The following is a 22,199-nucleotide window of genomic DNA, read 5'->3' on the forward strand; positions in this document are numbered from 1 at the left end:
TGCGCGAGGTGGATCAGCCGGGTCTGCGGAACCCGGCGACGGGCATGGTGTTGATGCTGGACACCTGCACCGGCTTACCGGCACGTGGCGCGTGCACCATCTGGTTGTTACCCAGATACAGCCCGACATGACTCAGACCGGAGAAGAAGAAGACCAGGTCGCCGGGGCGGGCATCGCCTCGCGAGATGGCCTTGCCCTCGTTCCACTGGTCACCGGTGTGGTGCGTGAGGTAGATCCCGGCCGCCTTGTAGGCGTACTGGGTCAGCCCCGAGCAGTCGAACGAGTTCGGGCCGGTGGCACCCCAGACGTACGGCTTGCCGACCTTGCCGCAGGCGGTCTTGATCGCGGTGCGGGCCGCCGCGCTGACCACCCCGTTGATGGTCGGGCAGGCCGCGGTCACCACAGTGGTCTTCGGCATCGACGCCTCGAGCTTCTTGATCTCGCCGTCGATCTGCTTCTTCTTCGCCGCCAGCTCGTTCTGCTGCTTGGTCTGGGTGACGATCAGCGCGTCCAGCTTCTGCTTCTCGCCGTCGTACTTGTCCCGCACTGCCAGCACACCCTCGACCTCCTTGCGCTCCTGCGAAGCGAGCCGGTCGAGGATGGTGAGCTGCTCGGTGAGCGTGTCCGGCTTGGCGCTGACCAGCAGCGCGCCGATGTCGTGCGACGGGCCGGAGATGTAGTAGCGGGAGGCGAGGTCGCCGACCCGGTTGAGCGCCAACTCGCTCTGCAGCGCCAGCGGCTCGATCTTCTTCTGCAGGTCCGCCGACTTCTGCCGGTTGACCTTCAGCTGCGCCCGGACCTTGTTGTACTGCTCGATGGTGGGCTCCAACTGCTCCCACTTCTTGTCGATCTGCGCCTCGATCTCGTCGACCGTGGGCGCGGCATGTGCCGGCGCGGTCAGCAGACCGGCACCAACCGCCGCGGCGGCGACCAGGATCAGCACCCGGTGCGCGACGCGACGCAGGCCACCAGAGCGAGCAGACGCGTTCAGGTCGTGACGATGAGGGGGCATGGTTGCCACCGGCACCGACTCCTTTGCAACCGACCGCCGGGCGCCTCGCGTGAGGGAAGGGCCGAGGCAGACGACCCACAGCGGTCGGTGCCCCACATTAGGGAAGCTGCGGGCGGTAATCAAGGCGAGCGCGGTAACCATCACTGTCGTGCAACCGCTTGCACACCAAGGGTATTGGTCCATCACCCAACGATTGCGGTCAATACATCGTCAAGAGTGACCACACCTAGTGGGCGTCGCCCGTCGCTGACCAGCACCATGTGCCGTCGTTCGCGACGCATCGCCAGCAGCAGGTCGGCCAGCGTACGGTCCGGCGGCACCACCGCCAGCGGCCGGTAGACGTCCGCCGGCACCGGGGACCGGCGACCCTGCCCGGCGTATCCGAGCACGTCCTTGACGTGTACAAATCCGAGCACCCGACGGGTCGACCGCTGCACCACCGGGAACCGGGACCGGCCAGTCCGGGTCGCCAGCACCTCCAGTGACGCCGGCGAGACGTCCTCGGCCACCGTCACCACCGTCGACCACGGTTGCAGCGCGTCCGCCGCCGTACGGGCGTGCAGGGCCAGCGCGCCGGTGATCCGCGCGTGCTGCTCCGCGTCGAGCAGCCCCTCGGTCCGCGCCTGGGAGACCAGGCCCGCCAACTCCTCGGCGGTGAACACCGTCTTCACCGACTCGGACGCCTCGATCCGCCAGAACGCGAGCACCCGCCGGGCCGCCCACTTCATCGCGAGCAACAACGGTTTGGTGGCCACACAGAATGCCAGCATCGCCGGGCCGAGCCAGAGCGCGGAGACCTCCGGACCGGCAAGTGTGATGTTCTTCGGCACCATTTCACCGACGACCGTGTGCAGAAAGACCACCACGCCCAGTGCCAGCACGAACGCCACCGGGTGCACCGCCCGCTCCGGCAGGCCGGCCGCGTGGAACGGCGGCTCCAGCAGGTGAGCCAGCGCCGGTTCGGCGATCGCGCCCAGACCCAGCGAGCAGACCGTGATGCCGAGCTGCGCGCCAGCGATCATCAGCGGGATCTGGTTCATCGCCGACAACGCCCAGCGGGCGCGTTTCGACCCGGCGGCCAGCGGCTCGATCACCGTCCGGCGGGACGCGATGAGCGCGAACTCGCTGCCCACGAAGAACCCGTTGCCGAGCAGCAGCAGCACTGTCACCAGCAGCTCAGTCATCGTCGTCCGGATCCGCCGGGCGCAACACCCGGACCTGCTCGATCCGGTGCCGCTCCACCTCGACCACTGTGAACTCCCAGCCGTCCGTCTCGACCGTCTCGCCGGCGAGCGGGATGTGCCCGAGCTGGGCCATCAGGAACCCGGCCAGGGTCTCGTACGGCCCCTCGGGCAGCCGGAAGCCGGTCTGCTCGGCCAACTCGTCGGAGCGGAGCACACCGTCGACCAGCACGGTGCGCTCACCGCCCGGCACGGTCAGCTCGGCCGACCCGTGGTCGTCCACGCTCGCCGGGTCGAACTCGTCGGCGATCTCTCCGACCAACTCCTCGACGAGGTCCTCGACCGTCACCACGCCGTCCGTGCCGCCGTACTCGTCGACCACGATGGCCAGGTCGGCCCCGGCCGCCTTCAGCGCGGCCAGGACACCGTCCAGGTTCAGGCTCTCCGGCACGTACACCGGCTCGCGGGCCACCGAGCCGACCCGGGTCGACGCGCGGTCGGCCAGCGGCACGCCCAGCGCGTCGGGCACGCCGGCCACACCGGTCACCAGGTCCAGGGTCTCCTCGTACACGGGGAACCGGGTCCGCCCGGTCCGCCGAGACTGCTCCAGCAGCTCCGCCACGGTGGCGGTGGCGCGCAGCGCGACCACGTCCACCCTGGGGGTCATCGCCTCCGCGGCCCGCTTGTCACCGAAGCGGATGGTGCGACGCAGCAGCATCGCGGTGTCCGTGGGCAGCGCGCCGGCCCGCGCCGAGATGCCCGCCAGCAGGCCCAACTCCTCCGGCGAGCGGGCGCTTGCCAACTCCTCCTGCGGCTCCACGCCGAGCGCCCGGACCAGTCGGTTCGCCGAGCCGTTCAACCCCCGGATCACCCAGCCGAACGTCCGGGAGAACGTGTGCATCGGGCCGGCCGTGGCCAGCGCCGCCGGCATGGGCCGGGCCAGCGCCGCGTTCTTCGGCACCAACTCGCCGAAGAGCATGGAGATCAGCGTGGCCAGGGCCAACGCGAGGAACGGGGTGAGCCGCTCGGTGCTGTCTCCGGCCAGCGGGCGCAGCAGCGGGGTGAAGAGCCGGGCCAGGGCCGGCTCGGCCAGGTAGCCGGTGAGCAGCGCGGTGATGGTGATGCCGAGCTGCGCCCCGGAGAGCTGGAAGGAGAGTTCGCGCAGCGCTGTGCGTACCGTCAGGGCGGCCTGATCGCCCGCGGCGGCCCGCCGGTCGATCTCCGCCCGGTCGACAGTGACCAGGGCGAACTCGGCCGCGACGAAGAACGCGTTGCCCGCGGTCAGGGCTACGAAGCCGACCAGGGGCAACAGCGTCGTCAAGAGTAGGCCGTCGATGTCGCCTCACCTCGGCGAGATTCTTGCACGACGGCGGCGGCCCTCAGGGGCCGCCGCCGTCGATGAACAGATCCCGGAGGTACGCGTCTCAGCCGCCGATCGGCGCGGTCTCCTTGCCACCCTGCGGCTGCTCGGGCTTGACCGAGCGGAGCAGCACGCTGGCCACGTCGATCACCTCGACCTGCTCGCCGGCGCCCTTGCCGTTGACCCCGTCGTTGAGCATTGTCGAGCAGAACGGGCAGCCGACCGCTACCGTCTTCGCCCCGGTGGCCATGGCCTCCTCGACGCGATCCACGTTGATCCGCTTGCCGATCTTCTCTTCCATCCACATCCGGGCGCCGCCGGCACCGCAGCAGAAGGAGCGTTCGCTGTTCCGCGGCATCTCGGTCAGGTCGCCCGCGATCGCGTCGCCGAGGACCTCCCGGGGGGCCGCGAAGACGCGGTTGTGCCGACCCAGGTAGCAGGGGTCGTGGTAGGTGACGCCCCCGTCGACCGGCTGCACCGGCGTGAGCTTGCCGGTGGCGACCAGGTGCGCGAGCAGTTGGGTGTGGTGGACCACCTCGAACTCCCCGCCGAGCTGCCCGTACTCGTTGCCCAGGGTGTTGAAGCAGTGCGGGCAGGTCGCCACGATCTTGCGCTTGGCCTTCTCCCGGCCGTCGAACGCCTCGTTCAGCGTCTCGACGTTCTGCTGGGCGAGCATCTGGAAGACGAACTCGTTGCCGATCCGTCGCGCCGGGTCGCCAGAGCAGGTCTCGCCCTCGCCCAGGATCGCGAACTTCACGCCCGCCTCGTTGAGCAGCGTGGCCACCGCGCGGGTGGTCTTCTTCGCCCGGTCCTCGAACGCGCCGGCGCAGCCGACCCAGAACAGGTACTCGAAGTCGTCCACCTCGCCGACCCGGGGCACCTCGAAGTCCAGGCCCTTGGTCCAGTCCTCGCGGGTGTTCTGCGGGGCGCCCCACGGGTTGCCCTTGTTCTCCAGGTTGCGCAGCATCACGCCGGCCTCGGAGGGGAAGCTCGACTCGATCAGCACCTGGTAGCGGCGCATGTCGACGATGTGGTCGACGTGTTCGATGTCCACCGGGCACTGCTCGACGCAGGCACCGCAGGTGGTGCAGGACCAGAGCACGTCCGGGTCGATGACGCCGCCCTCCTCGGCGGTGCCGATCAACGGCTTGTCCGCCTCGGCGAGGGCCAGCACGTCCAGGTGGGCGAGCTGCGCCTGGGTGGCCTTCTCCTCGCCGGTCAGGTCCTTGCCGCCGCCGGCCAGCAGGTAGGGCGCCTTCGCGTACGCGTGGTCGCGCAGGCTCAGGATGAGCAGCTTGGGCGACAGGGGCTTGCCGGTGTTCCAGGCCGGGCACTGCGACTGGCAGCGGCCGCACTCGGTGCAGGTGCTGAAGTCCAGGAGGCCCTTCCAGCTGAACTGCTCGACGTGGGCGACGCCGAACTGGTCCTTCTCCGGGTCCGCCTCCTCGAAGTCGAGCGGCTTGCCCTGGCTCGTCATCGGGCGCAGCGCGCCGAGACCGGAGCCGGCCGGCTTGGCCGGCTCCCGCTTGAAGAAGATGTTGGGGAACGCCAGGAAGCGGTGCCAGGCGACGCCCATCGTGACGTTCAGGGAGATGACGATCAGCCACGTCATCGAAATAATGATCTTGATGACCGCGGCGACGCTGACGCCGTCCGCCCAGTCCGGCAGCACCGCACCGACCGCGTGGCTGACCGGGGTGGCCCAGAACGGGAACTCGAAGTGGTCGGTGGCGACCTTGAAGCCCCGGATCACGAAGCCGAAGATCAGGACCAGCAGCACGATCCACTCGACGAAGTAGCCCTGCCACATGGTCGAGCCGGTGAACCGGGACCGCCCGCCCGGGCGGGTCGGCCGGTTGCGCAGCCGGATCGCCATCAGCACCAGGATGCCGACCAGACCCAGCACCCCGATGATCTCGGTGACGAGACCGAAGATCGTCCAGTGCCCGATGATCGGCAGACCGCCGTCGGTGGTGACCACCTCGAAGTACGCCTCGAGCACCAGCAGCGACAGCACGACGAAGCCGACCATCACGAACCAGTGCGCGGCGCCCACCACGCCCCACTTGAGCATCCGGGTGTGGCCGGCCGTCTCCACCAGCATCGTCCTGGCGCGGGCGACCTTGTCAGAGAACCGCTCCGGCGCGGGTTGCCCGAGCCGGATGACTGCCACCATCTTCAGGACCGCACGCACCGCAAGCCACACCGCCACGGCGGTGATGGCGGCCGCGAGGATCGTGGTGACGATCTGGACGCTGCCCATCGAGTTGGCCTCCCCGGTCTGCTGCCTGATGACCTCGCTCTGCTCGGTCATGCAGTGCAGCCTACGCGAAGGTTACCCAGCGGTAACGTGAGTCATCTCGCAGTAGGCCGCGCTGCCTGCGCACACCATAGGGGGCCCCACCCGATCCTGCCGGGCAGGGGCTCGACGGGGTGACGTGGGACCGCCGACGCGACGGTCTACTCGGATCAGCGCCAGCGAGAGAGCAACGCCAGCGAGGCGACCATCGCACCGAAGCCGACGGCGAGGTTCCAGTAACCCCACGCCATGACCGGGTACTCCTGCTCGGACAGGTAGTAGAGCACCAGCCAGCCGATCCCGACGACGATCAACGCGACCGCGGTGATCGGCAACCACACCGGGCTAGGCTTGCGCGACGACGACGACGTAGTCGTCGGACGGACGTCCGTCGGCGGGGTGTACACCTTCTTCTTACGGACCTGAGACTTGGGCACGGCGCTCTCCAGAGGGGTGACGACCTCGTCCGGCCTGACAACCGGGCGCGGGGGCGACGGTCCATGGCCAATAATGTTCGAGAGCTAGCGTAGTCCCGATTGGCCGCCTGGACCACGAATGGGGTCAGGCCGGTGCACGGAGTGACCGAAAGAGGCGGGACTGTTCGCATCACCGGCCCAGCCGGCACGGACCGATCCCCGACACGCGGAAGGAACGCTCGGTGGAGTACACATCCGGCGCAACCTCCTGGCAGAAGGTCCTCCGACGGGCTGCCGCCGGGCTGCTGCCCCGGCGACCGCGCCAACGCCGTCCGGGCTGGTCGATCGGGGTGCCCCTGATCGCCGCGGCGGCCGGGTTGCTCTTCACCACCACCGCGACCACCGCGGGCGGCACCGCTCTCCGGGAGGACCGGCGCCCCCAGCTCAATCAGCTCATCGAGGACCGCCGCGAACAGGTTGCCGCCAGCGAGCGCCGCGCCGCCACGCTGCGCGGCGAGGTCGAGCAACGGACCAACACGCTGGCCGGCTCGGACGCCCCGATCAAGGCTCAGCAGAATCGCGCCCAGGGCAGCCTCCAGGACGCCGGGTTCACCGCCCTCAGCGGGCCCGGGGTCACCGTCGAGCTGAACGACGCGCCCCAGCTCGACCAGACGCAGTCGGACGCCAGCAACGACGACCTGGTGGTGCACCAGGGGGACGTCCAGGCGGTGGTCAACGCGCTCTGGGCCGGCGGGGCCGAGGCCATGTCAATCATGAATGTCCGCGTGCTCACCACCAGCGCGGTACGCTGCGTCGGTAACACCCTGCTACTTCACGGCCGGGTGTACTCCCCACCGTTCAAGATCGTAGCAATCGGCGATCCCGCTGCCCTCCAGCAGGCCCTCGCCAGCTCTCAGGGAGTCCGGTTGTTCAAGGACGCGGTCGACGACTACCAGCTTGGCTACAAGGAGACGGCCTCCACGGTGCGAGTTCCCGCATTCGAGGACTCCACCGCCCTGCGCTCGGCTACGGTGCCCAAGTGAGCGGGCCGGACGAGCGACGCGACGGGCGACACCGGGACCAGACCGACGAGCCGACCGCCTTCCTGCCCAAGTTCGACCGGTCCGAGTCGGCACCGGGCCGACCGACCCCGGCCAGCAACTGGCCCGAGCCGGTGCTGCACCCGCCGCGAGTCGAGCAGCCACCGCGAGCCGAGCAACCGCCGCCGAGCGCCACTCGACCCGAGCCGACCGGGACCCCGGGCCGCCCGGGTGCGGAAGCGCCGCCGCCCTGGCCGGGCAGTGCAGCTACCGGGCCGGGCTCACACGGCGGAGCCGGGATTCCCCCCGCGACCACCCCCGGCCGACCAACCGTCAGCAACCAGGGCCCGGTTCGGCCCGCTGTCCCCGGCAACGCCCCGACCCGACCCCCCGCGCCCAGCGCCGCGTCCACCCGACCGACCGCGCCCAGCGCCGCACCGACCCGCCCGCCGAGCGCCGGCAACCCACCAGGTGCCGCACCGACCCGCCCCTCGGGCGCCGGCAACCCACCAGGTGCCGCACCAGCCCGCCCCCCGGGCGCCGGCAACCCACCAGGTGCCGCACCGACCCGCCCGGCCACGCCGGGGATGCCGATGCCGACCCGACCGGCGGCCTCCGGCACGCCGAGCCGGCCTGTCTCCTCCGGGCCCTCGACGCCGCCGCTGGCCGACTCGCCGACCGCGTACATTCCGCAGGTCACCGCCCGGCCCGCCCGACCCACCGGCTCCCCGGCCGCCCCGGTTTCCCCGGCCGGCCCCGACCGCGTCGCAGCGGCCGGGCCGGAAGGCTTCCCGTCGACCGGGCCCAGCCGGGTTCCGCCGACCGGGCCGGGCCGGGTCCCGCCGAGCGCTGGCGTGGATCGTGGCGCGGACCCGGCCGCCACCGCGTTGATTCCGGCAGTGCCCGCCACTCCTGCCACCAGGCCACCGACCATGGACTCGACCGCGTTGATGGGTGCCGTCCCCCGCACCGCCGTCCCGGATGAGCCTGCCGGTGCCAACCCCACCGACCCTCCCCAACCCCGACGCGGCGAGCGGGTGGTGCAACTCCGGCCGCACCAGACCGGCGAGGGCTACAAGAGCGTCTACTCCGAGCTGACCCGACCGTCGTTCGGCTCGCGACTGCGTACCGGTATCCGCGTCACCGGCGAAATCCTGATCACCTTCGGTCTGGTGGTCCTGCTCTTCGCCGGCTACGAGGTCTGGGGCAAGTCGGCCATCGTCGACGCCCACCAGAACGACCTCAACAACGAGCTGGCTCAGGCGTGGGGCCCGACCGACGACCCCACTGTCGCCCCGTCGGTGGGCCCGAGCGTCAAACCCTCCCCACCGGTACGCGGCAAGCCGCTCGCGGGCCTCTACATCCCCAAGCTCGACAAGAACTGGGTCGTCGTCGAGGGGGTCACCCAGCAGGACATCCGGTTCGCCCCCGGCCACTACCCGACCAGCGCGCTCCCCGGTCAGGTCGGCAACTTCTCCGTCGCCGGCCACCGCAACCGGGCCACCTTCTGGCGGCTGGACGAGCTGGACGAGGGCGACCCGATCGTGGTCGAGAGCAAGACCGACTGGTACGTCTACCGGGTGTCGCAGTCCCGCATCGTCCGGCCGACCCAGGTCGAGGTGGTGGCGCCGGTGCCCGGCGAGCCGGACAAGAAGGCGACCAAGCGGATGCTCACCCTCACCACGTGCAACCCGAAGTTCGACAACTACCAGCGGCTGATCATCCACGCCGAGCTGGACCGCACCCAACCCAAGTCCGCTGGCCGCCCGGCGGAGCTGGGAGGCTGACCCGATGTACGCGTTCATCTGGCGCAAGCTGCCGTTCGGCGTGGTCGGGAAGTTGACCGGCTCGGTGCTGCTGGTCGCCGCCACTGTGGCCCTGCTCTGGTACGTCGCCTTCCCGTGGGCCGAGCCCCTGCTGCCCTTCGACGACGTGCAGGTCGAGTCCGGCGTACCCGCCGAGACGGGTGGCGGCGGCGACCCGGTGACCGGGGAGACCCCGACCGGCGACGAGCACGAACTGCCGTACGACACCGACCAGAACAACCCAGCGCCTCCCTCCCCGAGCAGGTGACCATGCGCGTCCTGGTGATCGACAACTACGACTCCTTCGTCTTCAACCTCGTGCAGTACCTGGGCCAGCTCGGCGTGGACTGCGAGGTCCGCCGCAACGACGAGATCGACGTCGCCGAGGTGGGCACTGTTGGCGCCGACGGCATCCTGCTGTCGCCCGGGCCGGGCAGCCCGGACCGGGCCGGCATCTGCCTGGACGTCATCCGGGAGTACGCGGGCCAGCTGCCGATCTTCGGCGTCTGCCTCGGCCACCAGGCGATCGGCGAAGCCTTCGGGGCGACCGTGACACGCGCCCCCGAGCTGCTGCACGGCAAGACCTCCGAGGTGCGACACCACTCGGTCGGCGTACTCGCCGGTCTGCCCGACCCGTTCACCGCCACCCGGTACCACTCGCTCGCAGTGCTGCCCGAGACGCTCCCCGACGAGCTGGAGGTCACCGGCTGGACCGGCTCCGGCGTGGTGATGGCGATGCGGCACCGGACGCTGCCCATCGAGGGCGTCCAGTTCCACCCGGAGTCGGTGCTCACCGAGGGCGGTCACCTGATGCTGGCCAACTGGCTGGCCAGTTGCGGTCACCCCGAGGCGCTGGAGCGGGCACCCGCGCTGGCCGCCGAGGTGGACGCGCGTCGTCTGGCGGCCTTCGCCACCGCCTGAGGCCCCACCCCACCCCACCCCGCCGATCTTGCAGTTTCGGTCGTCGATATGGCTGGGATGCCCTATGTGTCGCGACAGTAAGTGCAAGATCGCGGAGTAGGGGCTGGTAGGTCAGCCCCGCAGCGCCTTCTGGATCGCGGGGTCCGCTGGCGAGCGCACCGCGGGCGGTCGGTCGCGCACCGCGTCCCACGCCGCCTTGCCACTGGCGAAGTAGTCCCGAACCGACTTCTCGGCGAGCAGGGCAGCGCTGCAACCGTCGCAGCGGGCGGTCACCCCGTCGACGTCGAGGCCGAACTGCCGGCACAGCGTCACCGCCCGGGACAGGTGGTACGACTGGGTGACGATCAGGGCCCGCTCGACGCCGTAGACCTCCCGCGCTCTCGCGCAGCTGTCGTAGGTGTCCAGGCCGAACGGGTCGGCCACCACCCGACGCCTGTCGACACCCCGCTCGGCCAGGTACGTCGTCATCACCGCCGGCTCGTCGCCAGACGCGCCACCGCCGTCGCCCGACACCAGGACCACCTTGGCCCGCCCGCTGGTCACCAACTCGGCGGCGGTGTCCAGGCGGCCAGCGAGGCGGTCCCCCGGCCGCCGCCGATCGGCCGCCACCTCGGTGCCGAGCACGATCACCACGTCGGCGGCCGGCGCGTCGGCGGCGGCGTACAGGTGGCCGCGTGCGGCGAGCGTCGTCCACAGCCATGGCGAACTGGCGAGCACCAGCACGACGAGGCCCGCGACGGCCAGCCGGCGGAGGCGTCGTGGCCACCGCCGCACCGGCCCGGCCGGGGACGCTTCCGCCTCGGTCATGCCGATGCCCGGAGGTGGCCTAGTCCTGGGGCCGGCTGGGCGGGGGTGGGAATGGCAGACCGATGCCGCCCCCGTTACCGGGAGTGGTCGGCGTGCCCGTCGGTGTGGTCGTCGGCGTGATCGTCGGCGTCGGGTCGGTCTCCGGTTCCGGTTGACTCACCTTGATGGTCACCTTCGTGCCGGTGGGCTTCTTGTCGTTGCCGTTCGGGCTCTGGTCGGTGACCTTCCCCGCCTGGGCGGCGGGCACCTCCGGCCCGTTCTGTACGACAACAGTGAAGCCGGCGTTCTTGAGGACGCGGGTGGCCTCCTCCTGGCCCAGTCCGACGACGTCCGGCACCTTCTGCACCTTGCCGTTCGAGACCGTAAGCGTGACTATCGTGCCCTCGGGAACGCTCTCGCCCGAGGGCGGGTCGACCTCCAGGACCTCGTCCTCGCTCGCCTCGGCGTTCACCGTCTTGACGTCGAACTTGAGCTTCGCCTCGGTGAGCCGGGCGATGGCGCTCTCCCGCTTGCTGCCCTTGAGCCCGGCGGGGACACGCACCTCGGGCTTGCCGCCACAAATTTGAATGGTGACAGTGCGGTTCTGCTCCACCTGGGTGGTCGGCGGCGGGTTCTGCTGAACGACGGTGCCCACCGTGCAGTCACTGGCCAACACCGGGTCGCCGACCTGTGCGGACAGGCCGGCTTTCTGGATCTCGGCGATCGCCACGTCCCGGGCCTTGCCGGTGAGGGTGGGCACCGACTTCAGGTCCTTGCCCTGCATGTTCCAGAGCAGGGCGGCGACCAGGGCGATCACCGCCAGTACGCCGACCGCGCTGAACATCGCGATCAGCCAGGAGGACGCCTTGCGCTGACGGGGGTCGCCCACCCGGGCCGGGATCTGCCCGGTCTGCGGCCCACGGCCGGAAGGCGGATAGCCGCCCCCACCGCCGGCCGGGGCCATCGCCACCGTCTCCGCCTCGCGCAGCACCGGGGTGGCCAGCACGGGCCGGCCGGCGGCGGCGCGAAGCAGGTCGGCCCGCATCTCGCCGGCACTCTGGTAGCGGTTGAGCGGGTTCTTCGACAGCGCCTTGAGCACGATCGCGTCGACGGCCGGGGTGACGTCCGGGTTGATGTCGCTCGGCGTCGGCGGCGTCTCCCGTACGTGCTGGTAGGCGACGCTGACCGGGCTGTCCCCGACGAACGGCGGGTGCCCGCAGACCAGCTCGAAGAGCACGCAACCGGCCGCGTACACGTCGGAGCGGGCGTCGACGGCCTCGCCGCGTGCCTGCTCCGGGGACAGATATTGCGCCGTGCCGATGACCGCGCTGGTCTGCGTCATGGTGGTCGCGCCGCTGGCCAGAGCCCGGGCGATGCCGAAGTCCATCACCTTGACCTGGCCGGTCTGGGTGAGCATCACGTTGCCGGGCTTGATGTCCCGGTGGATGATGCCGTGCCGGTGGCTGAACTCCAGTGCGGCGCACATGTCGGCGCAGATCTCCAGCGCGCGGCGCGGCTGGAGTCGCCCCTCGGCCCCGAGGACCTCCTTCAAGGTCCGCCCGTTGACGAACTCCATGACGATGAACGGCAGCGTCTCACCGGTTGGCGCGGTCTCCTCGCCCGTGTCGTAGACCGCCACGATGGCCGGGTGGTTGAGCGAGGCGGCGTTCTGCGCCTCCCGGCGGAACCGCATCTGGAACGTCGCGTCCCGGGCGAGGTCGGTGCGGAGCATCTTGATCGCGACGTCCCGACCGAGCCGGAGATCGCGACCACGGTGCACCTCGGCCATGCCGCCATAGCCGAGCAGCTCGCCGACCTGGTACCTGCCACCGAGCAGGCGGGCCTGCGCTGTCATCGCGTCTGTCGTCCTTCGCTCGTCGTCGTCCCGCCGTCGTCCGGCTGGAGTCGTACCTCCCGACGGTACGACGTCCAGGTCGGATCGTCGCGTCCGTCGAGTCGTAGCGCGCCGGACGCCACGGTGCGCGGCGCCAGCCCGGCGGATACACCGGCCTGCGACTGCTTCCGTAGGTTGTAGGAAATCACGCCAGAGCAGAGCAGGACCAGTACGGCCAGCAGGATGGCGAGAAGCACCATCCCAGGCCGCGACCGCTGGGGCTGGGGTGACGGTGTCGCCGGGCCGGCCTGCCGGACGTACGCCGGCGGGTGTTCCTGCCGGGGTGGTCCGGACGGCACCGCTGCCGCACCGCGTGGGTAGCCGTTCGGTGCGCTCTGCGGCCGGACGGGCTGGACGGCCGGCGCGACGGCGGTGGGGCGTGGCTGTTGGGCGGGTGCGATAGCTGTCGGCCTCGCTCCGGCCACCGGCGGGCGGGCAGCCGGCGGACGCATCTGGTGCGCCTGCGGCACCTGGGCCCGGCCGGGTGCCGCGGGTGAGGCGGGCGCCGCGGAGACCGGCCCGGAGTTGGCGCCGGCCCGAGCCTGCTGGGAGAGCGCGGCCTTGAGCTGACGGGCGACCCCGGCGAGTGCGGCGGCGCTCGGCCAGCGGGCGGCCGGGTCCTTGGCCAACGCCCGTTCGACCAGGGCGCGCACCTGCGGAGGAATGTCGGCCGGCAGTGGCCGGGGCGTCTCCCGGACGTGCCGCATCGCGATGTCGAGGGGGTTGTCGCCCTCGAACGGCCGCCGACCGGCCAGGCACTGGTAGGCGACCACGCCGAGGGCGTACACGTCGGACGCCGGGGTGGCCACGCCGCCGGTGGCCTGCTCCGGCGAGATGTACGAGGCGGTGCCGAGCACCGAACCGGCGGCGGTGAGCTGGCCGACCATGTCGGAGCGGGCGATGCCGAAGTCGGTCAGCACCAGCGTGCCGTTCGGCCGGACCAGCAGATTGCCCGGCTTCACGTCACGGTGCACGATGCCCTTCTCGTGCGCGGCGTGCAGCGCGTCGGCGGCCTGCGCGACGAGGGCCATCGTCCGCGCCGGAGTGAGCCGGCCGACCCGACTCAACGTGGACGACAGGGCGTCACCCTCGACGTACTCCATGACCAGGAAGGCGATCTGCTGGTCGTTGCCGAAGTCGTAGACGTCCACCACGCCGGGATGGTTGATGGTGGCCATGGTGCGGGCCTCGCCGCGGAACCGCTCACCGAAGTCGGGGTCGTCGAGCAGGGCGGGGAGCAGGCTCTTCACCGCGACCGTCCGGCCGAGCACCTGGTCGGTGCCACGCCAGACGTCGCCCATGCCGCCGCTGGCGATCCGCTCGTCGAGACGGTAGCGGTTGCCGAGCTGCACGCCGGGGCTGAGCATGTCAGCGACCCCCTGGGTCGGCGATGGCGGCCTTCATGATCTGACCGGCGATCCGAGCGGCCTCGGCGCTACCACCGGGGCCGGCCTGCTCCAGCATCACGCAGACCGCGGAGACGGGGTTGCCGTTCTTGTCCAGGGCGAAGCCGATGAACCAGCCGTGGTCGGGTCGGTCCGGGGCGGACTGGGCGGTGCCGGTCTTGCCGCCGACCGTGTAGCCATTGATCGCGGCAGTCTTGCCGGTGCCGTTCCGGACCACGCTCACCATCATCTCGCGCAGGTCGGAGGCGACCTGCGGCTCGACGGGCTGGCGCAGCTCCCGCGCCTTCGCGCTGTAGTAGCTGGTGGTCCGGTCCGGAGCGAGCAGCTGCCGCACCAGGTACGGCCGCATCTGACTGCCGTTGTTGGCGATCGCGCCGGCGATCATGGCGCCTTCGAGGGGCGTCATCCGGACGTTGTTCTGGCCGATCGAGGACTGGGCCAGTGCGGCCTGGTCGGTGCTGCCGTCCGGGTTCTGGATATCCCCGGTCCGGCTGGCCGCCGTGGGCAGGCCGCCCTCACCGAGCTGACCGACGGTCAGGTCCTCCTGCTCGAAGCCGAACTGCCGGGCCTTCTCCTTGACGGTCTCCGCGCCGAGCCGCACACCGAGCTGGGCGAAGCCGGTGTTGCACGAGTAGGTGACCGCATCCAGCAGGGTGACCTTCGGATCGGGGCAGATCGAGGCGGCGGCGTTACGGATCGGGGTGCCCGACGTAGGTGGTGTCCAGCTGGAACCGGCCGGGATCTGGGTGGTCTTGGTGACCCCGTTCTCCAGCGCCGCCGCCGCAACCACGATCTTGAAGGTGGAGCCCGGCGGCAGTGTCTCGGAAAGCGCGCGGTTCTTCAGGGGACCTTCCGGGTCCCGCTCCAGCTTGTTGTGCGCCGCCGCTGCCTCGTTGGTGTCGTGGCTGGCCAGCGGGTTCGGGTCGAAGCTCGGCATGGAGACCAGCGCCTGGACGGCACCGGTACGCGGGTCGATGGCGATCGCCGCGCCGCGCTTCGCGCCCACCTCGTTGTTGCGCAGCTGGTCGTACGCCACGTCCTGGGCCCGCTTGGAGAGCGTGAGCAGCACGTTGCCGCCGCCGGTGTCGTCCCCGGTGAACATGTCCTTCAACCGGTCACCGATCAGCTGGTCGCTGGTGCCGGCCAGGAAGTCGTTCTCCACCCGCTCGATGCCCTGGTCGGCCAGGTTGACCGGCTTGTAGCCGAGCACGTGGGCGTACTTGGCGCCGCTGGGATAGGTGCGCAGGAACTTCAGGTTGCCGGTGGTTTCCTTGCTCGTGGCCACGGCCGTGCCGCCGGCCTCGATATTGCCGCGCTTGCGGTCGTACTCGGCGACCTGGACCCGACCGTTGTAGTCGCTGGTCCGGTATTCGTCCGCCTTGTAGGCCTGGATCCAGTTGAGGTTGGCGAAGAGCAGACCGAACAGGACCATGACGACGACGCCAACGCGGCGCAGGGGTGCGTTCACGGCTTGATCACCTCCGTGGGAGCACCGTGCAGCTGCTCGGGCGGGCCGCCGCTGGGACGAGCCGCCTTACCGCCGCCTCCTCCGGTCACCGGTCGGCGGGCGCCGTCGGAGACCCGCAGCAGCACCGCGATGAGCAGCCAGTTGGCCATCAGCGACGACCCGCCGGCGGACAGGAACGGGGTGGTCTGACCGGTCAGCGGGATGAGCTTGCTGATCCCGCCGACGATCACGAAGACCTGGAGGCCGAGGGTGAACGCGAGACCGCCGGCCAGCAGCTTGCCGAACGAGTCCCGTACCGCGAGCGCGGCACGCAGCCCGCGCTCCACGATGAGCAGGTAGACGACCAGCAGCGCGGACAGGCCGAAGAGGCCGATCTCCTCACCGATGCCGGCGAAGATGAAGTCGTTCTGCACCTCGGGCAGGATCTCCGGCTGACCGCCGCCCGGCCCCGCACCGAAGAGCCCGCCTGTGCCCAGGGCGAGCAGGCCCTGGACGAGTTGGTAGCCCTTGTCGGTCGGGTCGGCGAATGGGTCGAGCCAGATCTCCGCCCGCACGTAGAAGTTGGCGAACGGTCCGCCGACAGTCGAGCCGAGGACGTAGGCGAGGTACGCGCCGCCGAAGAAGAGGACCAGGCCGATCAGCAGCCAGCTGACCCGTTCGGTGGCGATGTAGAGCGTCACCACGAACATGCCGAAGTAGAGCAGCGAGGTGCCCAGGTCCTTCTCGAAGACCAGCACCAGGACGCTGATCAGCCAGACGCCGACCACCGGCCCGAGGTCGCGACCACGCGGAAAGTCGATGCCGAGGAAACGCCGGCTGGCCAGCGAGAGCACCTCACGCTTGCGCACCAGGTAGTAGGCGAAGAAGACCAGCAGCGCCAGCTTGGCGAACTCACCCGGCTGGATGGAGAAGCTGCCGACGCGGATCCACAGCTTCGCGCCGTTGATCTCGGAGATGCTCGACGGCAGCACCGCCGGGATCATCACCAGCACGATGCCGGCCAACCCCAGGGTGTACGCGTACCGCGAGATCGACCGGTGGTCGCGCATGATCGCGAGCAGGGCGGCGGCGAGGATCACCGCACCGAGCGTCCAGGCGAGCTGACGCCCGCCCTGCCCCGCGAAGACGGCCAGGCTCTCCCGCTCGGCCACCGGGGCGTCGCCCAGGTCGATCCGGCGCAGGAAGCCCACCCCGAGCCCGTTGAGCAGGGCCACCGCCGGCAGCAGCGCCGGGTCGGCGAACGGGGCGAGGAACCGGATGACCAGGTGCAGGCCGAGGAAGACCGCGCCGAGCGCGGCGGCCGGCATCCAGAAGTCCGGGGTGACCGTGTCCAGCAGGTTCGCCTCGACGGTCGCCCCGTACGCGGCCACCAGCACCATCGCGAGCAACAACAGGTACAGCTCGGCGTTGCGGCGCGACCGCGCCAGGCGTACGCCGGATTGCTCGCCCGCAGTGGCGGGCGAGGGTGCCGGTGTGGCCGCTACGGTCACGGGTGGGGTCCTCAGGATCTCAGCCGACGCTCACTCAGGAGACCGGCAGCCGGCCGGGTCGAGCGCCGGCGTGGCCGAGTCGGAGGGCGTGACGTCGGGTGTGGTGGTCGCGCCGGCCCCACCGAGAGCGGTGGTGGCACCGGCGGTCGGGCTTGCGCTGACGACCCCGTTGGGGGTCGGCGACGCGTTGACGCTCGGGCTGCCGTTCGGGGTCGGCGTCGTACCGACCGGAGTCGGCGTCGGCGTCGGCGTGTTGACCCCGGCGGCGGTCGGGTCGAGCGGGCAGAGCGGCTTCAGGTTGGGGTTGCTCGGCGTGTCGCTGGTCAGCTCGGCGAGCTGACGCTCGGCGTCCGGCTCACTCTTGGCCCGGATGCCGACCTTGACGGTGTCCTGTGCGGCGACCGTGAGGTCGTCCAGGCGGGTGCCGCTGCGGCGGTGCACGCTGGACAGGTCCATCCCCGCGATCTGACCCTGGACACCGCGGAAGACGGCAACCTGGCCCTCTTCGGTGGCTCCCACGTAGTACTGCCGCTGGGTGTAGGTCCAACCACCGAACGCCGCACCGCCGACGATCACCAGCAGGGCCAGCGCCATGGCGGCGGTCCGGACCGGGCGTCGCTTCGGCCGGTCGGCGTCATCGTCGGAGGCCGCCGGCTCCTCGGGCGCGGCCGGACGCGGCGCGGAGAGCGCCGAGGCTCGGGCGGCCGGAGTCGAGTCGTCGGCGGAGGTCGCCATGCCCCGGTCCCGGGCGGCGGCGCCGCCCACGATCGGGGTCGCCTCGACGATGTCCTGATCCGTGGCGTCGGCGATGATCACCGTGATGTTGTCCGGCCCACCGCCGCGCAGCGCGAGCTGCACCAGCCGCTCGACGCACTGCTGCGGGTCGGTGTACTCCCGCAGGGTCTCGCCGATGGTTTCGGCGCTCACCACGCCCGAGAGGCCGTCGCTGCAGATCAGGTACCGGTCGCCGGGCATGACCTGGCGGACCGAGTATTCCGGGTCGATGTCCCGACCGTCGAGGGCACGGGTGAGCAGCGACCGCTGCGGGTGACTGCTCGCCTCCTCGGCGCTGATCCGGCCTTCGTCGACCAGCATCTGGACGTAGGTGTCGTCCTTGGTGATCTGCGCGAACTCGCCATTGCGCAGCAGGTAGGCCCGCGAGTCGCCAATGTGGACCATCCCCAGCTTGCTGCCGGTGAAGAGGGTCGCCGTCAGCGTGGTGCCCATCCCCTCCAGCTGTGGGTTGGCGTCCACCGTGTCGCGGAGTTGTTGGTTGGCGGTGCCCACGGCCGAACGCAACGCATCGACGAGAGCGTCCCCCGGGACGTCCTCGTCGAGCGGCGCCATGGCACCGATGACGATGTTGCTGGCGACGTCACCGGCGGCCATACCGCCCATGCCGTCGGCAACGGCGAGTAACCGCGGCCCGGCGTAGACGGAGTCTTGATTGCCGTCTCGGATCAGACCGCGGTCGCTGTGGGCCGCATAGCGCAGGGTCAGAGTCATGGCCGTAATTCGAGGGAAGTGCGGCCGATCCGGATCGGCACGCCGAGGGGGACGGGGGTTGGTCCGGAGACCTTAGCGCGATCGAGGTACGTGCCGTTAGTCGAGCCGAGGTCCTCGACGTACCACTGCCCTTCACGCGGCACGAGCCGGGCGTGTCGCGCTGAGGCGTAGTCGTCGGTGATGACCAGGGTGGAGTCCTCAGCCCGACCGATGGTGATCTGCGCTTCACCGAGAGTGATTTTGGTGCCGGCCAGCTGACCGGCCGTCACCACGAGCTGGTGCGCCGCTCTGCCCCGTTTCACCTTCGCTGGCTTGGCCGCCTGCCCCGTCGAGGCGCCCACCGCGCGTGGCGCGGCCACCAGGCGACCGGACCGGGCGCCCGCGAAGAGGTCCCGGCGGATCACGCCGACCACCGTGAACACGAAGATCCACAGCAGGATCAGGAACCCGAACCGGGCAACGGTGATGACCAGTTCCGGCAAGGCGGGTCAGCCGTCCACGCGGAAGGTCAGCGTCGTCGTCCCGAGTTGGACCATGTCACCGGGGTTGAGCGCGACGGCGGAGACCCGCTGCCCGTTCACCATGGTGCCGTTGGTCGAACCCAGGTCGGTCAGCACGACCTGGCCCCCGTCGAAATCCAGCCGGGCGTGTCGCCGGGAGATGCCGACGTCGGGCAGACGCAGGTTGGCCTGGTCGCCGCGACCGATCACCGTCGACCCCATCTGGAGGGGGTAGGTGCGCCCGTCGCCGGAGACCAGCCGCACGTTGCGACCGCCACCGTGCCCGGGCGGCGGGCCGTAGCCACCGCCCTGGTCGTACGCGGGGTAGGCGGGCGGGCCGGCGTCGTAGCCGGGTGCCGACACCGGGGCGACCTCGCCGCCGGTGTAGACCTCGGCCGTGACACGGAACATGCCCGTGTCCAGGCCCTCGCCTCGCTCGATCTCGACGATCACGTCGCCGTAGACCGTCCACGCCTGCTCGCCGATGAACTCCGCCTGCGACTGGGCCAACTCCTGGGCCAGCGCGGCGGCGTACGGCGCCAGCCGACTGTGGTCGAACGGCGAGAGATCGATCACGTAGCGGTTGGGCACCAACGTGCGCCCACCGGCCAGGATCGCCTTGTGCGCCTCGGCCTCCCGCTGCATGGCGTTGAGGATCTCCACGGGGTGGACCACCCCTTTGAAGACCTTGGCGAAGGCCCCTTCGACCAGGCCTTCCAGACGCTTCTCGAAGCGTTGCAGCACGCTCACCGGCTCCTCCTCGGGTCCCGAGGACATGATGGTATCCGGCCGGCGCGCGCGCAGCTCACACGCCGCTCGGCCGGCTGCTCTCGACCCGTTCGGAAGGGCCGGGACTGTCGTGCTAATCTTTCGTCCGCCACGAACGGTAATCGCTCGTGGCGAGCGCCAGGGACAGCGTAGTATTCCCGAGGCCCGTTGGAGACAGCGGGGCCGGGCGGCTAGAGTGTTCCGGGTTGTGCCACGGGGATGTGGCGGAATGGCAGACGCGCACGGTTCAGGTCCGTGTGCCCGAAAGGGCGTGGGGGTTCAACTCCCCCCATCCCCACCACCGACGAGGGCTCCGCTTCATGCGGGGCCCTTCCGTCATATCGGGGCGTGCTGGACGTCACGCTATGCTCCGATGGATTCTGCCTCCGATGGACCAGGAGTGGCGTGTGAGTGTCGCGTTGGTGACAGGGTCGGGTGGTCTGATCGGCTCCGAGGCGGTCCGGCATTTCGCCGGCCTCGGTCTGGATGTCGTCGGCATCGACAACGACATGCGCCGGTACTTCTTCGGCGAGGACGGCTCCACCTCGTGGAGCCTGGAACGGCTCGGCCGTGACCTGGGTAACGCCTACACCCACTTCGCGGTGGACATCCGGGACCGGGACGGCCTGGAGCAGGTGTTCAAGAAGTACGGCTCGGACATCGCCGTGGTGATCCACAGCGCTGCCCAGCCGAGCCATGACTGGGCAGCCAAGGAGCCGTACACGGACTTCGACGTGAACGCCGGCGGCACGCTCAACATCCTGGAGAACACCCGCCGGCACGCGATCGACGCGCCGTTCATCCACTGCTCGACCAACAAGGTCTACGGCGACCGGCCCAACAGCCTGCCGCTCATCGAGCTGGAGACCCGGTACGAGCTGCCCGAGGACCACCGCTGGTACCAGGGCATCACCGAAGAGATGTCGATCGACCACTCGCTGCACTCGGTCTTCGGCGCCTCCAAGGTCGCCGCGGACGTGATGGTCCAGGAGTACGGGCGCTACTTCGACATGAAGACCGCCTGCTTCCGGGGCGGCACGCTGACCGGCCCGGCGCACTCCGCGGCCGAGCTGCACGGGTTCCTGGCCTATCTGATGCGCTGCGTCATGGAGGGCCGGACGTACAACCTCTTCGGCTACAAGGGCAAGATGGTCCGGGACGCGATCCACTCGCGCGACGTGCTGACCGCGTTCGAGGCGTTCTTCCGGGCCCCGCGGTCCGCGGAGGTCTACAACCTCGGTGGCGGCCGGCACTCCAACACCTCACACATCGAGGCGTTCCGGATCGCCGAGGAGATCGCCGGCCGCGAGGCGCGGATCAACTACGTCGAGCAGAACCGCACCGGCGACCACCAGTGGTACGTGAGCAGCATGGCCCGGTTCGAGGCGCAGTATCCGGACTGGAAGATCACCTACGACGTGCCGATGATCCTGCGGGAAATCTACGAGGCCAACGTGGACAAGTGGGTGGCCCAGCCATGAGCGCCCGGACGAAGCGCAACGTGCTCGGCGTCCTGGTCGACGCCACCGACTACGCCACGGCGACCGACGCGGTGGTGACCGCGGCACACGAGCGTCGTCCCCTCGCGCTGACCGCGTTGGCCGTGCACGGTGTGATGACCGGGGTGCTCGACCCGGCGCACAACGCGCGGCTCAACTCCTTCGACGTGGTCACGCCGGATGGGCAGCCGGTGCGATGGGCGCTCAACCTGCTGCACCACGCCGGGCTCAGCGACCGGGTGTACGGGCCGACCCTCACCCTGCACGTGCTGTCGCGCTTCGCCGACGAAGGGCTGCCGGTCTACCTGTACGGCTCGACCGAGGAGACCCTCGCCCGGTTGATCCCGGCCCTGGAGCGGATGTTCCCCGCGCTGAAGATCGCCGGGGTGGAGCCGTCCAAGTTCCGTGCCGTCCAGCCCGGTGAGGACGCCGAGATCGCCGACCGGATCCGGTCCAGTGGCGCCCGGTTGGTCCTGGTCGGGCTCGGCTGCCCGCGCCAGGAGGTCTTCGCGTACGCCATGCGGCCGCTGCTCGACATGCCGCTGATGGCGGTCGGCGCGGCCTTCGACTACCACGCCGGGCTGCTGCGCCAGCCCCCGCCGTGGATGCAGCGTGTCGGCCTTGAGTGGTTCTGGCGCCTCGGTCTGGAGCCGAAGCGGCTCTGGCGCCGCTACGTCATCCTCAACCCGGCCTACCTGAGCCGGCTCGCTGCGCAGAAGATCGGCCTGTGGAAGGCCCGCCCGCCGGCCCCGGCCACCGAACGGCCGGCCACCTTCTCGGTCTGACCCCGATCCGTACGACGCGAGGCCCCACCCGGCGTGCCCGGGTGGGGCCTCGGTCGTGGAAGA

Annotated in this window: 19 protein-coding genes and 1 tRNA gene; 7 read left to right on the forward strand and 13 right to left on the reverse strand. The window is 70.5% G+C overall.

The annotated features are described in order from the left end of the window. Positions 1-13 precede the first annotated feature (13 nt). From GA0070561_RS06540 to GA0070561_RS06560, 5 genes are all read right to left on the reverse strand, one after another. On the reverse strand, positions 14-1,027 hold the full coding sequence (locus GA0070561_RS06540; RefSeq protein WP_181539496.1) for a C40 family peptidase: 1,014 nt from the start codon (positions 1,025-1,027) through the stop codon (positions 14-16). 167 nt (positions 1,028-1,194) lie between these two features. Next, the gene (locus GA0070561_RS06545) at positions 1,195-2,196 is read right to left on the reverse strand and encodes a hemolysin family protein (protein ID WP_091396333.1); all 1,002 of its coding nucleotides are present in this window, start codon (positions 2,194-2,196) and stop codon (positions 1,195-1,197) included. Further along, complete coding sequence (locus GA0070561_RS06550) at positions 2,189-3,514, reverse strand: hemolysin family protein (RefSeq protein WP_244166077.1); 1,326 nt, start codon at positions 3,512-3,514, stop codon at positions 2,189-2,191. The genes GA0070561_RS06545 and GA0070561_RS06550 overlap by 8 nt, the downstream gene beginning before the upstream one ends. A gap of 103 nt (positions 3,515-3,617) precedes the next feature. Continuing rightward, positions 3,618-5,816 carry a (Fe-S)-binding protein gene (locus GA0070561_RS06555; protein ID WP_091397508.1) on the reverse strand — a complete coding sequence of 733 codons (2,199 nt, stop codon included), beginning with the start codon at positions 5,814-5,816 and terminating at the stop codon, positions 3,618-3,620. 206 nt (positions 5,817-6,022) lie between these two features. After that, positions 6,023-6,289 carry a cell division protein CrgA gene (locus GA0070561_RS06560; protein ID WP_091396337.1) on the reverse strand — a complete coding sequence of 89 codons (267 nt, stop codon included), beginning with the start codon at positions 6,287-6,289 and terminating at the stop codon, positions 6,023-6,025. 221 nt (positions 6,290-6,510) lie between these two features. On the opposite strand from GA0070561_RS06560, the gene GA0070561_RS06565 reads away from it, so the two are divergent. The 4 genes from GA0070561_RS06565 to GA0070561_RS06580 are packed head-to-tail and all read left to right on the forward strand — an operon-like array spanning position 6,511 to position 10,034. Beyond that, positions 6,511-7,311 (forward strand): DUF881 domain-containing protein, encoded by an 801-nt coding sequence (locus tag GA0070561_RS06565; RefSeq protein WP_091396339.1) that lies wholly within the window; start codon positions 6,511-6,513, stop codon positions 7,309-7,311. Beyond that, on the forward strand, positions 7,308-9,095 hold the full coding sequence (locus GA0070561_RS06570) for a class E sortase (protein WP_091396342.1): 1,788 nt from the start codon (positions 7,308-7,310) through the stop codon (positions 9,093-9,095). Before GA0070561_RS06565 ends, GA0070561_RS06570 begins: the two co-directional genes overlap by 4 nt. Positions 9,096-9,099: 4 nt before the next feature. Continuing rightward, the gene (locus GA0070561_RS06575) at positions 9,100-9,381 is read left to right on the forward strand and encodes a hypothetical protein (protein ID WP_091396345.1); all 282 of its coding nucleotides are present in this window, start codon (positions 9,100-9,102) and stop codon (positions 9,379-9,381) included. Positions 9,382-9,383: 2 nt separating this feature from the next. Continuing rightward, complete coding sequence (locus GA0070561_RS06580; RefSeq protein ID WP_091397512.1) at positions 9,384-10,034, forward strand: aminodeoxychorismate/anthranilate synthase component II; 651 nt, start codon at positions 9,384-9,386, stop codon at positions 10,032-10,034. A 111-nt stretch (positions 10,035-10,145) separates the two neighbouring features. Here the strand turns inward: GA0070561_RS06580 and GA0070561_RS06585 are convergent, their stop codons facing one another. Genes GA0070561_RS06585 through GA0070561_RS06620 form a run of 8 tightly spaced genes read right to left on the reverse strand, consistent with a single transcriptional unit; the run spans position 10,146 to position 19,861 of the window. Beyond that, a complete protein-coding gene (locus GA0070561_RS06585; RefSeq protein ID WP_091396347.1) occupies positions 10,146-10,841 on the reverse strand; it encodes a SanA/YdcF family protein in 696 nt (231 codons plus the stop codon). A gap of 19 nt (positions 10,842-10,860) precedes the next feature. Continuing rightward, positions 10,861-12,675 carry a Stk1 family PASTA domain-containing Ser/Thr kinase gene (gene pknB, locus GA0070561_RS06590; RefSeq protein WP_091396350.1) on the reverse strand — a complete coding sequence of 605 codons (1,815 nt, stop codon included), beginning with the start codon at positions 12,673-12,675 and terminating at the stop codon, positions 10,861-10,863. Then, positions 12,672-14,081 carry a serine/threonine-protein kinase gene (locus GA0070561_RS06595; RefSeq protein WP_091396352.1) on the reverse strand — a complete coding sequence of 470 codons (1,410 nt, stop codon included), beginning with the start codon at positions 14,079-14,081 and terminating at the stop codon, positions 12,672-12,674. The genes pknB and GA0070561_RS06595 overlap by 4 nt, the downstream gene beginning before the upstream one ends. Before the next feature lies 1 nt (position 14,082). After that, a complete protein-coding gene (locus GA0070561_RS06600; RefSeq protein WP_091396354.1) occupies positions 14,083-15,588 on the reverse strand; it encodes a peptidoglycan D,D-transpeptidase FtsI family protein in 1,506 nt (501 codons plus the stop codon). Further along, positions 15,585-17,078: an FtsW/RodA/SpoVE family cell cycle protein gene (locus tag GA0070561_RS06605; RefSeq protein ID WP_091396356.1), complete on the reverse strand. Its 1,494-nt coding sequence runs from the start codon at positions 17,076-17,078 to the stop codon at positions 15,585-15,587. Before GA0070561_RS06605 ends, GA0070561_RS06600 begins: the two co-directional genes overlap by 4 nt. A gap of 30 nt (positions 17,079-17,108) precedes the next feature. Then, positions 17,109-18,584, reverse strand: coding sequence for a PP2C family protein-serine/threonine phosphatase (locus tag GA0070561_RS06610; protein WP_091396359.1), 1,476 nt, complete (start codon positions 18,582-18,584; stop codon positions 17,109-17,111). Further along, complete coding sequence (locus GA0070561_RS06615; protein WP_030487599.1) at positions 18,581-19,066, reverse strand: FHA domain-containing protein FhaB/FipA; 486 nt, start codon at positions 19,064-19,066, stop codon at positions 18,581-18,583. Before GA0070561_RS06615 ends, GA0070561_RS06610 begins: the two co-directional genes overlap by 4 nt. 6 nt (positions 19,067-19,072) lie before the next feature. Further along, complete coding sequence (locus GA0070561_RS06620) at positions 19,073-19,861, reverse strand: FhaA domain-containing protein (protein ID WP_007454122.1); 789 nt, start codon at positions 19,859-19,861, stop codon at positions 19,073-19,075. Positions 19,862-20,067: 206 nt separating this feature from the next. Between GA0070561_RS06620 and GA0070561_RS06625 the strand changes: the two genes are divergently transcribed. The 3 genes from GA0070561_RS06625 to GA0070561_RS06635 all read left to right on the forward strand — a co-directional run bounded on the left by GA0070561_RS06625 (position 20,068) and on the right by GA0070561_RS06635 (position 22,136). After that, positions 20,068-20,153 (forward strand) — tRNA-Leu (locus GA0070561_RS06625). Between the two features lie 64 nt (positions 20,154-20,217). Continuing rightward, a complete protein-coding gene (locus tag GA0070561_RS06630) occupies positions 20,218-21,333 on the forward strand; it encodes an NAD-dependent epimerase/dehydratase family protein (protein WP_181539286.1) in 1,116 nt (371 codons plus the stop codon). Continuing rightward, complete coding sequence (locus GA0070561_RS06635; protein ID WP_091397518.1) at positions 21,330-22,136, forward strand: WecB/TagA/CpsF family glycosyltransferase; 807 nt, start codon at positions 21,330-21,332, stop codon at positions 22,134-22,136. Before GA0070561_RS06630 ends, GA0070561_RS06635 begins: the two co-directional genes overlap by 4 nt. Positions 22,137-22,199: the final 63 nt, after the last annotated feature.

This window comes from Micromonospora saelicesensis (assembly GCF_900091575.1).
Classification (GTDB): Bacteria; Actinomycetota; Actinomycetes; order Mycobacteriales; family Micromonosporaceae; genus Micromonospora; species Micromonospora saelicesensis.